17 protein-coding genes are annotated in these 15,416 nt (G+C 36.4%); 6 read left to right on the plus strand and 11 right to left on the minus strand.

Features of this window, described 5'->3' with window-relative positions; genetic code table 11:
* Positions 1-50 precede the first annotated feature (50 nt).
* From ULVI_RS10055 to ULVI_RS10070, 4 genes are all read right to left on the minus strand, one after another.
* Positions 51-323, minus strand: a complete 273-nt coding sequence (locus ULVI_RS10055; protein ID WP_068592355.1) for an HU family DNA-binding protein — start codon at positions 321-323, stop codon at positions 51-53.
* A gap of 186 nt (positions 324-509) precedes the next feature.
* The gene (gene fmt, locus ULVI_RS10060; RefSeq protein WP_068592356.1) at positions 510-1,457 is read right to left on the minus strand and encodes a methionyl-tRNA formyltransferase; all 948 of its coding nucleotides are present in this window, start codon (positions 1,455-1,457) and stop codon (positions 510-512) included.
* Positions 1,454-3,367, minus strand: coding sequence for a RecQ family ATP-dependent DNA helicase (locus ULVI_RS10065; protein ID WP_068592357.1), 1,914 nt, complete (start codon positions 3,365-3,367; stop codon positions 1,454-1,456). The genes fmt and ULVI_RS10065 overlap by 4 nt, the downstream gene beginning before the upstream one ends.
* Positions 3,364-3,903 (minus strand): AAA family ATPase, encoded by a 540-nt coding sequence (locus ULVI_RS10070; protein ID WP_197463500.1) that lies wholly within the window; start codon positions 3,901-3,903, stop codon positions 3,364-3,366. The genes ULVI_RS10065 and ULVI_RS10070 overlap by 4 nt, the downstream gene beginning before the upstream one ends.
* Positions 3,904-3,990: 87 nt before the next feature.
* Between ULVI_RS10070 and ULVI_RS10075 the strand changes: the two genes are divergently transcribed.
* The 3 genes from ULVI_RS10075 (at position 3,991) to murA (ending at position 6,368) form a co-directional block, all read left to right on the plus strand.
* Positions 3,991-4,281 (plus strand): DUF493 family protein, encoded by a 291-nt coding sequence (locus ULVI_RS10075; protein WP_068592360.1) that lies wholly within the window; start codon positions 3,991-3,993, stop codon positions 4,279-4,281.
* Between the two features lie 97 nt (positions 4,282-4,378).
* Positions 4,379-5,038 (plus strand): DUF4290 domain-containing protein, encoded by a 660-nt coding sequence (locus ULVI_RS10080; RefSeq protein ID WP_068592362.1) that lies wholly within the window; start codon positions 4,379-4,381, stop codon positions 5,036-5,038.
* 16 nt (positions 5,039-5,054) lie between these two features.
* The gene (gene murA, locus ULVI_RS10085) at positions 5,055-6,368 is read left to right on the plus strand and encodes a UDP-N-acetylglucosamine 1-carboxyvinyltransferase (protein WP_068592365.1); all 1,314 of its coding nucleotides are present in this window, start codon (positions 5,055-5,057) and stop codon (positions 6,366-6,368) included.
* Positions 6,369-6,460: 92 nt separating this feature from the next.
* Here murA and ULVI_RS10090 read toward each other — a convergent pair whose 3' ends face one another.
* From ULVI_RS10090 to ULVI_RS10110, 5 genes are all read right to left on the minus strand, one after another.
* Positions 6,461-7,039, minus strand: a complete 579-nt coding sequence (locus tag ULVI_RS10090) for a hypothetical protein (protein WP_068592367.1) — start codon at positions 7,037-7,039, stop codon at positions 6,461-6,463.
* Between the two features lie 108 nt (positions 7,040-7,147).
* Positions 7,148-7,366, minus strand: coding sequence for a (4Fe-4S)-binding protein (locus ULVI_RS10095; protein WP_068592369.1), 219 nt, complete (start codon positions 7,364-7,366; stop codon positions 7,148-7,150).
* A gap of 107 nt (positions 7,367-7,473) precedes the next feature.
* Positions 7,474-8,778: a cryptochrome/photolyase family protein gene (locus tag ULVI_RS10100; protein ID WP_068592371.1), complete on the minus strand. Its 1,305-nt coding sequence runs from the start codon at positions 8,776-8,778 to the stop codon at positions 7,474-7,476.
* Positions 8,778-9,473, minus strand: a complete 696-nt coding sequence (locus tag ULVI_RS10105) for an SDR family NAD(P)-dependent oxidoreductase (protein ID WP_068592373.1) — start codon at positions 9,471-9,473, stop codon at positions 8,778-8,780. Before ULVI_RS10105 ends, ULVI_RS10100 begins: the two co-directional genes overlap by 1 nt.
* Before the next feature lie 3 nt (positions 9,474-9,476).
* A complete protein-coding gene (locus tag ULVI_RS10110) occupies positions 9,477-9,938 on the minus strand; it encodes an SRPBCC family protein (RefSeq protein WP_068592375.1) in 462 nt (153 codons plus the stop codon).
* A 289-nt stretch (positions 9,939-10,227) separates the two neighbouring features.
* On the opposite strand from ULVI_RS10110, the gene ULVI_RS10115 reads away from it, so the two are divergent.
* The 3 genes from ULVI_RS10115 to ULVI_RS10125 all read left to right on the plus strand — a co-directional run bounded on the left by ULVI_RS10115 (position 10,228) and on the right by ULVI_RS10125 (position 12,461).
* Positions 10,228-10,746: a hypothetical protein gene (locus ULVI_RS10115; protein ID WP_068592377.1), complete on the plus strand. Its 519-nt coding sequence runs from the start codon at positions 10,228-10,230 to the stop codon at positions 10,744-10,746.
* 90 nt (positions 10,747-10,836) lie between these two features.
* Positions 10,837-11,445, plus strand: coding sequence for a DUF2764 family protein (locus ULVI_RS10120; protein WP_068592379.1), 609 nt, complete (start codon positions 10,837-10,839; stop codon positions 11,443-11,445).
* 170 nt (positions 11,446-11,615) lie between these two features.
* Positions 11,616-12,461 (plus strand): DUF2911 domain-containing protein, encoded by an 846-nt coding sequence (locus ULVI_RS10125; RefSeq protein ID WP_068592381.1) that lies wholly within the window; start codon positions 11,616-11,618, stop codon positions 12,459-12,461.
* A gap of 72 nt (positions 12,462-12,533) precedes the next feature.
* Here the strand turns inward: ULVI_RS10125 and ULVI_RS10130 are convergent, their stop codons facing one another.
* Positions 12,534-13,517, minus strand: coding sequence for a TIR domain-containing protein (locus ULVI_RS10130; RefSeq protein ID WP_068592383.1), 984 nt, complete (start codon positions 13,515-13,517; stop codon positions 12,534-12,536).
* A 93-nt stretch (positions 13,518-13,610) separates the two neighbouring features.
* Positions 13,611-15,308, minus strand: a complete 1,698-nt coding sequence (locus tag ULVI_RS10135; RefSeq protein WP_068592385.1) for a sodium:solute symporter family transporter — start codon at positions 15,306-15,308, stop codon at positions 13,611-13,613.
* Positions 15,309-15,416: the final 108 nt, after the last annotated feature.

A 15,416-nucleotide genomic window follows, 5' to 3' on the forward strand; every position in this document is an offset into this window, starting at 1 on the left:
CCGAAAAAAAATCGGATGAGGAGAGTTTCAATAAGATAGAAGTGACGTACTTAGTTTACGCTACTCTGTAAATCTGAACCGGCTTTAAATTTCACTACATTTTTAGCAGCAATTTTTATAGTTTTTCCAGTTTGTGGATTTCTTCCTTCTCTTGCAGCTCTTTTAGAAACTGACCAAGATCCGAATCCTACTAGAGATACTCTATTTCCTTTTTTAAGAGAACCTTCTACGTTTCCTAAGAAAGATTCTAATGCCTTTTTAGCAGCGGCCTTTGTAATTCCGGCATCTTCTGCCATTGCATCGATTAAATCTGATTTGTTCATAGTTTACTTTTTAAAATTAAATTGTTGGTTAAACATTGTATTAATTGCTCTACAAATTTAATCGGATTATCGGTTCACGCAAGGAATGACGGGCTAAATCGCTGTATTTGTTGATAACTTTGGGGGTTTGTTAACAAACTCAGTTGATTTTAAGACGATTTTAAGGAAATCAGTAACCATAGGGGTTTACATAACTTTTGCTTCACTTGCGAATTCAAAACCATTTAATAACGAAGCAGCCTCCATTTTTCGCTTTCCAGGAAGTTGTAATTCCTTTATATATAGGTAGCCGTCTTTTGTAGCTACTTTAATTTCCTTTTTTGTTGTAAAAACAGTTCCCGATTTGTAATTATGTGATTCTATGACCCCTTCCGAAGCATAAATTTTCATTTTTAGGGTATCCTTTCCATTTTTCAATTTGGTCCAAGCTACAGGATATGGAGAAAGCCCGCGAACAAATGCATGGATTACACTAGAAGAGTGGCTCCAATCAATGCGCGTATTCTCTGGAGTAAGTTTGGGTGCTTCTTTTAGTTGCGTTGTTTTTGGTTGCGCGGTTGTTTTTACCGAACCTTGTTCTATTCGGTTTACTGTTTCAATTACCAAATCACTACCAACTATCATAAGTGTATCATGAAGTGATCCGGCCGTTTCATTGGGTGCTATATCGACTTCAGATGTAGCAATAATCTCCCCCGTATCGATCTTCTCATCTATAAAAAATGTGGTAACTCCTGTCTTTTTTTCTCCATTTATAACAGCCCAATTTATAGGCGCTGCACCTCGATAACTAGGCAGGAGAGAAGCATGTAAATTAAAGGTGCCGTATTCTGGCATCGACCACACTACTTTTGGAAGCATACGAAATGCGACAACAATTTGTAGGTTCGCATTAAGTGCTCGTAACTCCTCTAAAAAATCAACGCTTTTTAAATTGGTGGGCTGTAATACCTTTAATCCTTTCTTGGTAGCAAACTCTTTAACAGCAGAAGGAGTAAGTTTTCTTCCACGACCTGCGGGACGATCTGGGGCAGTAATCACTCCAACAATATGTTTACCTTCGGCTACTAGTTGTTCTAAAACACCCACTGCAAACCCGGGGGTTCCCATAAATACTATTCGTAATTCTTTCATTTAGCTATGTAATACTCGTTTTTTGAATTTAATGCGATCGTTCTGTTTTCCAGTAATAATTGCAATGTCTGTAACAAATCGGGCAACGCAAAGGTAGTTTTTTCTGAAAGTTCCCGCGAACTCATAGGCTTCTGTTTTAAAAGTTCTAATATGAGTTCTGAAACAGACTTGATTTCATTGGTATTTTTATTTTTTTCTGAAACAGATTCTTCGTTTAAACACACCGAACAGACACCACAAGGTATTGAAGGTTTTTCTCCAAAATAACGTACCATTTGATGGCTTCTACATACCCTTGTATTTTCAATATAACGGAGGACAGACCGAACTTGATTTACTTTATTATTATATTGTGTCACCACCTGTTTACTTACTACATTAATTGTTTTGTCATCCTCTCTTGGTACTAAGAAAGTAATACTAGCATCTGTAATTTTGAGTTGAAGGGTAATTAATTCTGCACGTTCCAATTGCTGAAGCGTGGTAATGATCGTGTCTGTGTGTTGCCCTGTTTTTTTACTTATTACATCAAGATTCACTGAGGTAGGAGTTTCAAAAATTCCCCCATAAAGTCTTAAAAGAGACTTCCCGATGACTGAAGCTATAGGATGGCTTGAAAAATAATCTAATACTGTTTCCGAAGAACTAATAAACTGTACTATAGAACGCCGTCCAAATTCTTGCGAAAGTTGTATAATTCCTAGACGATCTAAGGTATTCAATGCGTTATATGTGAGAAGTGTATTTAGAGCATACCTACTGCAAAATTCAGTAAAATTAAATGCATGTTCTGTAAACACCCCTTCACCATACGAGATCTGAAAATAATTATTCAGGTTCCGGTATAATTTTTTTAAACCATCGGGAGTTGCCAAGGCTGCTATAAATTGTCGTTCTACTAGCGTTTTATCGTAGGTATTATAAAGAATGACTGCGGTAGCAAGTTCTCCATCTCGACCCGCACGCCCAGCTTCTTGAAAGTAGCCCTCTAAACTTTCGGGTAATTGAATGTGAATTACAAATCTCACATTAGGATGATCGATTCCCATTCCGAAGGCATTTGTAGCGACCATTGTTGACACGCGACCTTCACGCCAAGCTGCAGCTCTTTCTTTTTTTTCTTTAGGAGAAACACCGCCATGATAAAAAGCAGCTCGAATTCCTAGGCTGTTTAGCTGATCACTGGTTTCAACAGCAAGTTTTCTACTGCGAACATATACAATAGCAGATCCTGTGTTATCTTTTAGTAATTTCTGAATATGGTATAATTTGTCTTCCGCAAATTGAACTTTATACGATAGGTTTTCTCTTATAAATGAATTTTGAAATACTTTAGGTACGTTGAGCTGAAGCTCTTTAATGGTGTCTTTGAGTACCTCTGGCGTTGCTGTTGCTGTTAATGCAATGATAGGAGCCAGTGGTTTCAGTTCACGCAGCACGGTAATATTTTTATAAGCAGGACGAAAATCGTTTCCCCATTGTGAAATGCAATGTGCTTCATCTACTGCGATCGAATTTACATTCATTTGGCGAATAGCACCCTGTACCATGTCTTGCTGAAGACGTTCTGGTGATAGGTATAAAAATTTATAGTTTCCGTAGATTGCGTTGTCTAAAAGCGTACGTAATTCGTCGAAGGAGAGCCCCCCCGAAATGGAAAGTGCTTTAATTCCTTTGGCTTTTAGATTTTGAGTTTGATCGTTCATTAAAGCGACCAGAGGCGAAACTACAATACAAATTCCTTCCTGTACCAATGAGGGAATCTGAAAGCAAACAGATTTCCCCCCGCCTGTAGGTAATAGTGCAACAGTGTCATTCCCATCAAGTACAGCGTTTATAATTTCTTCTTGCAGCGGCTTAAAGGATGTAAATCCCCAAAATTGTTCCAATAATTGCTGCGCTGTTTTCAATGGTTGATTTTAAGGGTTGTGAGAATGTAAGCCATTCTTTCTTCTACAGTTCCAAAAGGAACGGTGTGTATATTGTAATTATATTTCTCGTAGGCTTTTACTAAAGCAAGATGAATTTTTTCTGCTTGTTCAAAAGATTCATAACGTTCGCTGTCTTGTTGATAAATCTCCTTCCAAGGCGGCAACAAAAAAACAACATCATACCTATATTCTAAGCAAGTTTTTGGGAAATGTTCGGGGTAGGTAGTTCCCAAATAATCCATATAGGCGGTAACGTCGGGCAATCCGCGGTCGAAAAAGATACGATCGCTGGTGGATTGAGCCGTTTCTTTAAATTGTCGTAGCCTTCCTTCTAATAAACGCTGACTGAAAAGAATAGGGTCTTCTAAAAATAGCTGCTCGATTCCTTCTTCTCGCGCAGCCAGTATTACAGCACGTGAAATCTCGGGAATGCAATGAAGCCCTTTTTGTTCCATGTAATCGATTAACGTGGTTTTTCCGGTACTTGGTCCGCCGGTAATAACGATTCTTTTCATGATGCTGGAGTACAGTTTTTCTACAAAGAACGTAAATAAATATTGATAGCGAAAACGTATCTTTGTAGGGATAAGAGAATATCTATTATGGAAAACGAAAAAAAGACAACAGAATTTTATGCACGATTAAAAGAGCAACTAGAAGGCGATACTACTTGGCCAGCCCCTTATTTGTATAAATTTATAGTGCCTTCAGATGCTTCTAAAATTGCCGAAATAGAGGGCGTTTTTAACGGTACCGACGCGACCATTGAGACACGTGATTCTTCAAAAGGTACCTATACAAGTGTATCTATAAAAGTTACCATGAATTCTCCCGATGCGGTAATAGAAAAATATCTAGAAGTTTCTAATGTCGAAGGTGTTATTTCCCTTTAAATTTAGTATTTTGCCAATAATTAGAAGTGACAGCCCCGCCCGTTACTTGGGCAACACTGGCAAAAGAACACTCTTTCCTTTATTTAAATAATATATTTTGATTGAACAAATAGAATACAATACGGAACGACCTAAGTTAATCATTCCAGAATACGGACGCCATATTCAAAAAATGGTAGACCACGCCTTATCTATCGAAGACCGAGAAGAACGAAATAAAATCGCAAAAAGTATTATCGCTGTAATGGGTAATCTAAACCCTCATCTGCGAGACGTGCCTGATTTTCAGCCGATGCTTTGGGACCAATTATTTATTATCTCAGATTTTAAATTGGATGTTGACTCTCCCTATGATAAACCTTCGCGGGAAGAACTTATGGAACGTCCAGAACCTTTAAATTATCCACAAAACTTTCCGAAGTATCGTTTTTACGGAAACAATATAAAAAGAATGATCGACGTGGCGGTTACATGGGAAGAAGGAGATAAAAAAGAAGGTTTAATTCTTACCATTGCGAACCACATGAAAAAGTGTTTCCTCAATTGGAATAAAGATACCGTGGAGGATGATGTAATCTTTAATCATCTTTTTGAACTTTCCGAAGGGAAAATTAATTTAAAGAATAGCGACGAAGATCTTTCTAACGCTAGTGCTTTACTTAAAAACAAAAAGCGTTATAATAGTACCAATAGCACTAGTAACGGAGGAAGCAATAAGAAAAACTACAAAGGGAACCGTGGACGCAAACGGTATTAAATCTTAGCCATTATTTATGGGAACATTTCAAATTGAAGGCGGACACAAACTAAAAGGAGAAATCCGTCCGCAAGGAGCTAAAAACGAAGCGCTTCAAATTCTTTGTGCAGTACTTGCGACACCAGAAGAAGTTATTATAGAAAACATTCCCGACATCCGGGATGTAAATAAACTCATTACCATTCTCGGTAACCTTGGGGTTAAAATTCAAAAAATAGGAAAAGGAAAGTTTGCCTTTAGAGCAGACGATCTGCATTTAGAATACCTAGAATCTGAATTATTTAAACAGGAGGGAAGCTCATTAAGAGGTTCTATAATGATCGTGGGACCCTTATTGGCTCGTTTCGGAAAAGGATACATTCCAAGACCCGGTGGCGATAAAATTGGCCGTAGAAGACTCGATACTCATTTCGAAGGATTTATAAAATTAGGAGCCAAATTCCGGTACAATAAAGAAGAACGGTTTTACGGCGTAGAAGCCCCAAAAGGATTAACGGGAACCGATATGCTTCTCGATCAGGCCTCAGTTACAGGAACAGCGAATATTGTTTTGGCAGCAGTGATGGCAAAAGGGACTACTACCATCTACAACGCGGCTTGTGAACCATATCTACAGCAGCTTTGTAAAATGTTAAACTCGATGGGAGCCAAGATTAAAGGGGTTGGTTCAAATTTATTAACCATCGAAGGGGTTAAAAGTTTAGGCGGATGTACACATCGTATTCTACCCGATATGATAGAAATTGGAAGTTGGATCGGCTTGGCCGCAATGACCCGTAGTGAGATCACCATTAAAGATGTAAGTTGGGAGAATTTAGGCTTAATTCCACAAACGTTTAGAAAATTGGGTATAAAGCTTGAAAAGAAAGGGGATGATATTTACATTCCTTCTCAAGATAGTTATGAGATACAAGGGTACATCGATGGTTCTACATTAACTGTAGCCGATGCACCTTGGCCTGGATTTACACCAGACCTTTTAAGTATTGTACTTACAGTTTGTACCCAAGCAAAAGGAAATGTACTTATTCATCAAAAAATGTTCGAAAGTCGTTTGTTTTTCGTGGATAAATTAATCGATATGGGAGCGAGAATTATTTTGTGTGATCCGCACAGAGCTACTGTAATGGGACATGATTTTCAATCAAGTTTAAAGGCTACTACAATGGTTTCTCCAGACATTCGTGCAGGGATCTCTTTATTAATTGCAGCACTCTCAGCAAAGGGAATAAGCACTATTCATAATATTGAACAGATCGATCGTGGATATGAAAATATTGACGAACGTCTCCGATCTATTGGGGCAAAAATTACCCGACTCGATAACTAGAAATAAGTAAATGCTATAAAAAAGCCCAAATCGTATTTAATCGATTTGGGCTTTTTTGCATTATATAAAACTATACTTTATAAAGATAAAATCTATTTATTTTTATTAATCTCGTCCTGTAGTTTTCTTCGAAGTTGTTGTTCTCTTTCTAAAGTCTTTGCTCTGTGTGCATCGAACTCTTCCTCGGTCTCGGCAAGTTTGAGATTGGCTGCTTTTGTCACTGCGTGGCTATTCTTGTATTTGTAAAATAAAAAGGCTAGAATAGCGAGAAGTATAAGAATAAGAGACCACATAATCGTATTGTAGGTAGCTTTTTGTGTGAGCATTCCTAAAATCTCAATCCCATCTTCTTTTTCTTTTGAAGTTGTTAAATCTTCTTCAGTAGTTTTGAGCGTTTCAGTGAGTGACGAAATTTCAGTTTGTTGTTTTTCAATTTCGGCATTTGCGGTTGTAATTTGCTTTTCCAATGCAGCTACAGAATCCAATACGTTTTTCTGAAGTTGATTGATTTTAAATTTTTTAATTACTTTATACTCCTGAAAATTATTGGAGCCATCAATTACATCGGTAAACTGACCTTCCAAAGAATTGTCGGTACTAGTTTCAGTTTGTGCAACTGCAATTAAAGAAAGGAAACAAAGAGATACGGTGAGGGATATTTTTTTAATCATTTTACTGCTGTTAGTTTGTATAGCCTAAATAACAGTGCAAGATTAGAAAAATTGTGTGGTACCACCTAAAATATACCGAGTATTTTACTATATTTTAACAACATTAAGTTAACTATTCTTGCAATAATTAAGCGCACCAGAAGGACATTTACCTATTTGTGAGATAATTTTTACAGTATCAGCACCATCAAGTTTTATCCAAGGGATTACCGTTGTTCTAAATACAGATGAAAGTCCTTTTGCACATTCTTCTGCATGAATACATTTTTTAGGTTCAAAAGTTACCGTGATTTCACCATTAGTGAATTCGTTTATTAGCATCTCCATAAGCATAAATTTGGGGGTTATGAATTTCGATATCAAAACATTATATCGATAAATATACAAAAAAATACGACGAAAGGTAATTTTTGATTAAAGATTTGTAAGAAAATTTAAGAAACCGCTTTTTTGTAAGTTGAAAGTGCTCGTTCTCTAGCTTCTTTATGATCGACCATTTTCTCGGGGTAAGCATCGGTGTCATATTCTTCTACCCATTTTTTAATGTATTTTTTATCGGAATCAAATTTATCGATTTGCGTTGTCGGATTAAAAATTCTGAAATACGGAGCTGCATCTACACCACTACCAGCTGCCCATTGCCAATTACCCACATTACTAGATAATTCGTAGTCGAGTAACTTTTCAGCAAAATACGCTTCTCCCCAGCGCCAATCGATGAGTAAATGTTTGCAAAGAAAACTTGCGACCAACATACGTACGCGATTGTGCATGTATCCCGAGGTATTTAACTGGCGCATTCCTGCATCTACTAGCGGATAACCAGTTTTTCCCTCTTTCCATTTTTGAAAGTCAGTTTTATGGTTTCGCCATTCCACACGGTCGTATTTTTTTCGAAAAGCAGTATCTACTGTATGCGGAAAATGCCACAGAATCTGCATGAAGAACTCTCGCCATATTAATTCCTGCCAAAAGACTTCGTTCTTTTCAGCAATGGCTTTTTTAACTATTTTACGAATGCTTACTGTGCCAAACCGCAAATGAGGACCTAAATGTGATGTAGCATCTTGTGCAGGAAAGTTTCGCGTCTTCTCGTATTTCTGAATAGTTGTGGGCGTTACGTCATAATCGGGAATATCTATAGAAGATTTTTTAAATCCCATGTCCGATAGTGAAAGGTTTGGAAGTCTGGAATGTTGCAAGAGGTTATCTAGATGTTGCGATGTGTAGTAAATTCTTAAATCCTCATCGGCATTAAATTTCGATTTCCACGTTTTCATATAGGGTGTATATACCACGTAAGGATCACCATCAGCTTTTACGACTTCCTCTTTTTCAAAAACAACCTGATCTTTGTACGTATAGAAACCAATTTCTTTTTCTGAAAGTTGATTTTTTACTTCTGAATCTCTTTTATTTGCATAAGGCTCATAGTCATGATTGGTGATTACATTTTGCACATCGAATTCTGAAGTTATGGTCTTAAATACTTCTGAAGGTGCTCCGTGATACATGGCTATACTGCTTCCATGATTCTGAAGCTCCTTACGCATGTTTTGAAGTGTTAGAAAAATAAAGGTCACTCGTGCATCGTCTTCAGGCAATTCATTAAGAATTTCAGTATCAAAAATAAACACAGGAAGTACGGGATACTTTCCGTGAAGTGCTTTGTAAAACCCAACATTATCATCTAAACGAAGGTCTCTCCGAAACCAAAATATATTCACTTTATCTGCCATTATGAAATATTTAAGGTAGACATTCCGCCATCAACACCCAGAACTTGCCCTGTAACCCAAGAAGAAGAATCCTCCAATAAAAATACGGCAGTAGCTGCAATATCTTTTGTAGTACCAATACGTTGCAATGGATGTCTTTTCCCTAATGTTTCTTTTTTAGCTTCGGTAGACACCAGTTTTTTAGCCAATGAGGTATCTGTTAACGAGGGGGCAATAACATTCACCCTAAAATTTGGAGCATATTCTGCAGCTAATGCCTTTGCAAATCCTTCGATGGCTCCTTTTGCAGCAGCTACACTCGTATGAAAAGGCATTCCGACTTTAACAGCAACAGTGCTAAAAAACACCAAACTTGCCTGCTCTGTTTTTTTTAACTTCGGAAGCAATCCGTGAACCACGTTTACCAACGATAAAAAATTGAGTTCTATATCTTTTTGAAAAATCTCGGGAGACATCATTTTAAAAGGTTTAAGATTGATGCTACCAGGGCAATACACTAAGCCATGAATTTCTTCTGGCAAATTCAAGTCGGAAATAGAATCTTTAAGTACATCAAATGTATGGTGTGTTATTTCTTCAGAAAGTTCTTCTTTCGTTCTCGAAGCAATTATAACATTGTGTGAATCCTTCAGTTGTGTTGCGATCTCGTTTCCAATACCGTAGGAGCCTCCAATTAACAGTATATTTTTCTTCATAGTTTATAGTTTTCCGAAGAGTTCCTCTAATTTTTGTTTCCGGTAGTTAAATATTTCCTCAAGTTTTGGTTTAACAATAAATGGATGCACCAGTCGACCCAATAATCCCAATGGAACTTTATAATGAATAATGTCTTCCATCTCCACACCGCCGTCGATTTCTTTAATAAAGTGTTTGTGATGCCAAAGAGCATAGGGACCAAAACGTTGTTCGTCGACAAAATACTCGTTGTCTTTTACGTGTGTAATTTCTGTGACCCATTTAGTTTTAATACCAAAAACAGGGGTTACAATGTATTGCAGTATCTGACCAGCATACATAGATCGACTTGTGCTTTCTAGAATATGAAAACCCATATAATCTGGGGTAATAACTTTCAGATTTTTAGGATCGGAAAGAAACTCCCAAGCTTGGATTTTCGAAATAGGAAGACACTGTGTAGCGTTTAACGTATATATTTTCATAAATGAGTTGCTCTGTCGATAGAAATTTATCTTTTTAAAGACATTTTTCTATTCATTCGAAGCAACCTGTTTAATTCGTAATTTATACGATTTCGTTTACTACGGCCAAATAATTTTTTAAAGAATGATACCATGATTTTATAGCTTTTCGTAAAGTTAAAACTGTTTCATGAATTTGTTTCATGTTTAAACAAAAGATTAACAAAAATTTTAAAATTTAAAAAAGTGTCTTATAATTTCTAATTTAATATTATAATTGCTTTGTGTTCAACCCTTATAAACTATTCTAATGAAGTATTTATTACCGCTTTTTTTATTTGTAACAATGACATCTTTTGGTCAAGATATAACGATATTATGGGAAGATTCAAAAGGAAAAGAGTATAAGGCATTGCTCGTATTAGAAAATCACGGTGGAATTGAAAATGATTTTCAAAAGAATGAAGGATTTGGTAGAATTGTTTTCGAGGAAAATAATAAAAAAAGAATAGTGCATCTGGATCTTAAATATAATCGATACATCGATAGAGTATATAAAATAACGGAGATAAGTACAGTAAACTCCTATTTTTTAGATACCAAAGAACCGTTTGAAATGTATACTTTTAAACGTAAAACGACCCCAGATAGCTCAGAATTTGATATGAAATCTTCTCAAGGAGTAATCGACTATTCTGGGGTAGTGATTTTTACCACTGAAATGAGAAATACAATAAAAAAATTAGGAATGACCGAAGGTTTAGATGAACTGGGGGAGGAATATTTTGAAAAGGATGAAAAGCTTAAAAAAGCTTTTTTAACGTTTTAAAGATTAATATGATTCGAAAGGGTATATCGCCCTATCTCCAGATTTATACATCATGTCACGGGGTAATAGAAGTTAATAATTTATAGGCATATGCTTTACATCAATTTTGAAATTGGTGACACCGCCAAATACAAAGATTTCGAAAAACTATATGCTTATATGGTCGAAATTAGGCAACCAGATTTTAAATTTGATGACACAGGACCTGAATTTGATTGGGATACTATACCTGAGGATGAAGTAGAGAATGCTCTGGAAGAATTAAATACATATTTGGACCAACAGGTAGAACCAGAGGTATATCGATGTAAAGAAAAATTACCAGAGTATGTAAGAGAATTTTTAAAACACTATTTACAACATACTAGTGAGAGCCCGGAGTACATTAGCGATCGCGATGTGGTTTCCATATTTAATTATTTAGAATTTGATTTTGAGGTGGCAATGGAAAATCTTCTTACAACAGATGAGTATTCTGGTGTTGTTCAATTTTCTACGGGGAATTATCCGTTTGGCGGGTTAGAGCGTTTTATAGCTACAATGGCGGCGTATCAAATAAAATCAATAAGCTGTTTTGATGGTTTTAATCACTGTGAATTACATTGGACTTCAGCGTATGATTTTGAATTTATTCCGAAATCTAAAAATACAAAGCGCACGTCAAAGGTTGCCAAAATAATTAAAAAGCTCTTCAAATAGAATTCTTCTTTTTAATAGGTTAACTACTTATCTAAGTAGGCTTTACAATTTCTTAAAAATCATGTAAATACTATATTACCCATCTTTATTTTTAAGGTTTTGTTAACGTATTAAAAACAACCAAATCGTACCTTCGTAAGAATATCAAAAAATCAATAAAAACGAAACCAATGAAAAAAATTATTCTATCTACTCTTTTGGTTGTCATGAGTTTAAGTGTAACAGCACAAATTGAAACTCCGGCACCAAGTCCGTTCCAAAAAATTGAGCAAAAAGTAGGATTGACCGATGTTACCCTCGAATATTCACGTCCTTCAATGAAAGGGAGAACCATCTTTGGTGGCCTTGTACCATACAATAAATTATGGCGCACAGGAGCCAACGCAAATACCAAGATCACTTTTAGTGATGATGTAATGATTGGTGGAAAAGAAGTTAAAGCTGGATCTTATGGAATTTTTACCAAACCTACAGCATCGAGTTGGGAAGTGATCTTCTACGGAGACGCACCAATTTCAGGAATGCCCGAAAACTGGGATGATAGCAAAGTAGCGGCAAGTGTTACTGCCGAAGTTTATCCATTACCAATTAATATTGAAACGTTTACTATGAGTTTCGATGATTTAACGCTTGATTCAACAATGCTCGGATTTATGTGGGAAAAGGTCTATGTTGCTGTCCCGATTAAAACGATGACAGATAAACAGGTTTCTGCGTCTATCGATCGTGTGATGAACGGACCAGGAGCTAACGATTATTACAGTGCTGCTGTATATTACTTATCTGCTGACAAGGATATAAATAAAGCGAAGCAGTGGATCGATAAGTCGATCGAAATGAATGACAAGCCTGCTTTTTGGCAACTGCGTCAGAAGTCTTTAATCTACGCTAAGTCGGGCGATAAAAAAGGAGCGATAAAAGCTGCAAAAGAATCTATGGCATTGGCAAAAGAAGCTGGTAATAAAGATTACGTAGCTTTAAACGAAAAATCATTAAAAGAATGGGGAGCGATGTAAGCCTTCCATCTTAAAAAATAAAAAACCTTTTTCATTTAAGAATGAAAGAGGTTTTTTTATGAAATAAAATCATTACATCCTTGAAAGGTTTTTCAATTCATTTGTTAATACTCTTTCAAGATCTTTAATTCGTTTGTAGGGCAAACAGCGTTGTCCGCGTGTGTCGAATTTTAGCTCATTAGAATCGTTGATAATTAAAACGGTTTTTTTTCCTTTGCCCCACGCATAACCAACTTCAAGATAAACATTAGGATTTGCAAGACTGAGATCTGCTATTACAAGCTCCGCCGACTCAATGCGTTGCAATACCCAAGACATAATATCTCCTGTAAAACTCTCTAGATCTGCGCGCTCACACAAATATCCTGCATTATTTACAGCTCCTTGAATACCATAATGAAAAATGTCGTCAAAATCTTCAGCAAATGGCATAGCTACAAAAACTCTTTTTTTCTCTTCAGAAATTTTACCTGTGGATTCCATTAAGGAGGCAACTGCTTTTCTAGTGTCTATTTTTCTTGAGTTTGGTTTGGGTATCAACCCATCGGAAAATATACGGTACAAATTCTCTCGAAGTCTTCCAGAGCGAGATAATGAAAGTTCAGAAAAGATAATTTCTTCAAGTGACTCGGGGTACAAATTATTTTCAATTGCCTCGGTGATTCCAGCCAGTTGCGATTTAAATGATTCTACCTCGTCTAAACCATACCCGGGACCATGTATGGTTAGCAATAAGGTTTTTGCAGCATTGTTGCTTTCTTTTGCTGCGGACATCATTTGAGTGCCAAACGCTCTAATTTCTTTATAGTTTAACTCTTGTAGAGGAGGGGTTCCGATAAATAAAAGGTGAGGCGCCGCCACAACTTCATGACTTTCCATAAAATGAAAATTTCCTAAAACCGGCAGATCTTTTGAAATATGTAGTCCTTTTGCTTCTAAAGCTTCAATTACATGGTGATCCAGCCCATGTGCTTGTGTCGCATATTTCATTCCTAAAATGTCTGCGTTTACAGTAAAGGCATCCTTATTTACGATACTCACTTTTATTCCTTCCATAGTACTCCTTTAAAACTAACTTAAAGATACTAAATTAGTTAAGAAATAAAATTAAGGGTTGTAAATGGTATGGTTTTTCTTATGACTTGTATCTTAATTAAATTTGGGCTCTGTCTTTTTGGTTGTAGGAAGTACAAATTGTAGCAAGATTGCAATCCCCATTACTAAGGCACAACCTACAACGTTTAACCACAAGAAAGGCATTAAATCGATCCACCAAATGTAAATTACGATGACTTGCGTAATAAGAGCAGCTATAAATACCGCGCGACTTTTTACATACTTTATAAAAAAGGCAAGTAGAAATATCCCGAGAACATTTCCGTAGAAAATCGATCCAATAATATTTACCAGTTGAATAAGGTTGTCGAAAAGATTCGCCACACAGGCAACCCCAATAGCAATAATTCCCCAGAGCATTGTAAACCATCGAGAGGCAGTTACATATTGTTTGTCGGTTCTTCCGGGCACATTTCTTTTATAAAGGTCGATTGCTGTTGTAGAACCTAAGGCATTTAATTCTGATGCCGTAGAAGACATCGCAGCACTCAAAATCATGGCGAGTAAAAGCCCAATAATACCCACAGGTAAATTATTTAGAATAAAATGAATAAATACATAATCCTTGTCGTTAACCTCTGCATTAGGATTGGCTTTTAAAATAAGTTCTTTCGACTGTTCTCTTAATTTTTCTTCGGAAGCGTTTAAAGCAGCGATCTCATTTTTAAGTACTGTTTCTTCTGAAGGATCTTCAAGTTTTGCATACGCAATCTGTTTTACCGAAATTTGTTTTTCAAGACCCCTTTTCGCAGTTTCTAAGGCTTCGTATTCCTGAGCATATTCTGAAGTCATAACATCTTTCACTGCAGCAGGATTAAAATGAAGCGGTGAACTATTAAATTGATAAAAAACAAAAACCATAACACCCACTAAAAGAATAAAGAATTGCATGGGTACTTTAAGCATTCCGTTCATGATTAATCCCATCTGACTTTCCTTTAAAGATTTTCCAGAGAGGTATCGTTGAACTTGACTTTGATCGGTTCCAAAATAGGAGAGGGCTAGGAAACTTCCACCAATAAGTCCGCTCCAAAAAGTGTATCTGTTATCGAAATCGAATGAGAAATCGATGATATCCATTTTACCATTGGCACCAGCAATATCGAGTGCTTTAGAAAACGAAATATCTAGCGGAAGGTAATTTAGAATAATTAAAAAAGCTAAGAACATTCCGGCAAAGATTACAGCCATTTGTTGCTTTTGTGTTACACTAACGGCTTTGGTTCCGCCGCTAACGGTATAAATAATAACCAGCACTCCAATGATGATATTTAAGTAGAATAAATTCCATCCTAATACTGCCGATAAAATGATAGAGGGTGCAAATATGGTGATCCCTGCCGCAAGTCCCCGCTGAATTAAAAAAAGAATGGCTGTAAGAGTTCTTGTTTTTAAATCGAATCTGCCTTCGAGATATTCGTATGCAGTAAATACTTTTAGTTTATGGTAAATCGGAATAAATACCAAACATATAATTACCATCGCGATGGGGAGTCCGAAATAGAATTGTACAAAGCCCATTCCGTCGTGAAATGCTTGTCCTGGCGTTGATAAAAAAGTAATTGCGCTCGCCTGAGTTGCCATAACGCTTAGTCCAATAGTCCACCAACGGGCATCGTTTCCTCCTTTTAAATAATCGGTAACATTTTTATTTCCACGTGATTTATACAATCCGTATAGTACGATGAACACAAGAGTCCCAATGAGAATGATCCAATCTATCTGTTGCATATTAGGAGTAGCTTTGCATTAACAAATAAAATAGATAAATATACACGGCGTTGAGTAGCAATACCAATGTAAATTTCCATTTCCAAACAAATTTATCTCTGGGTGTTT

Source organism: Cochleicola gelatinilyticus (assembly GCF_001637325.1).
Lineage (GTDB): Bacteria > Bacteroidota > Bacteroidia > Flavobacteriales > Flavobacteriaceae > Cochleicola > Cochleicola gelatinilyticus.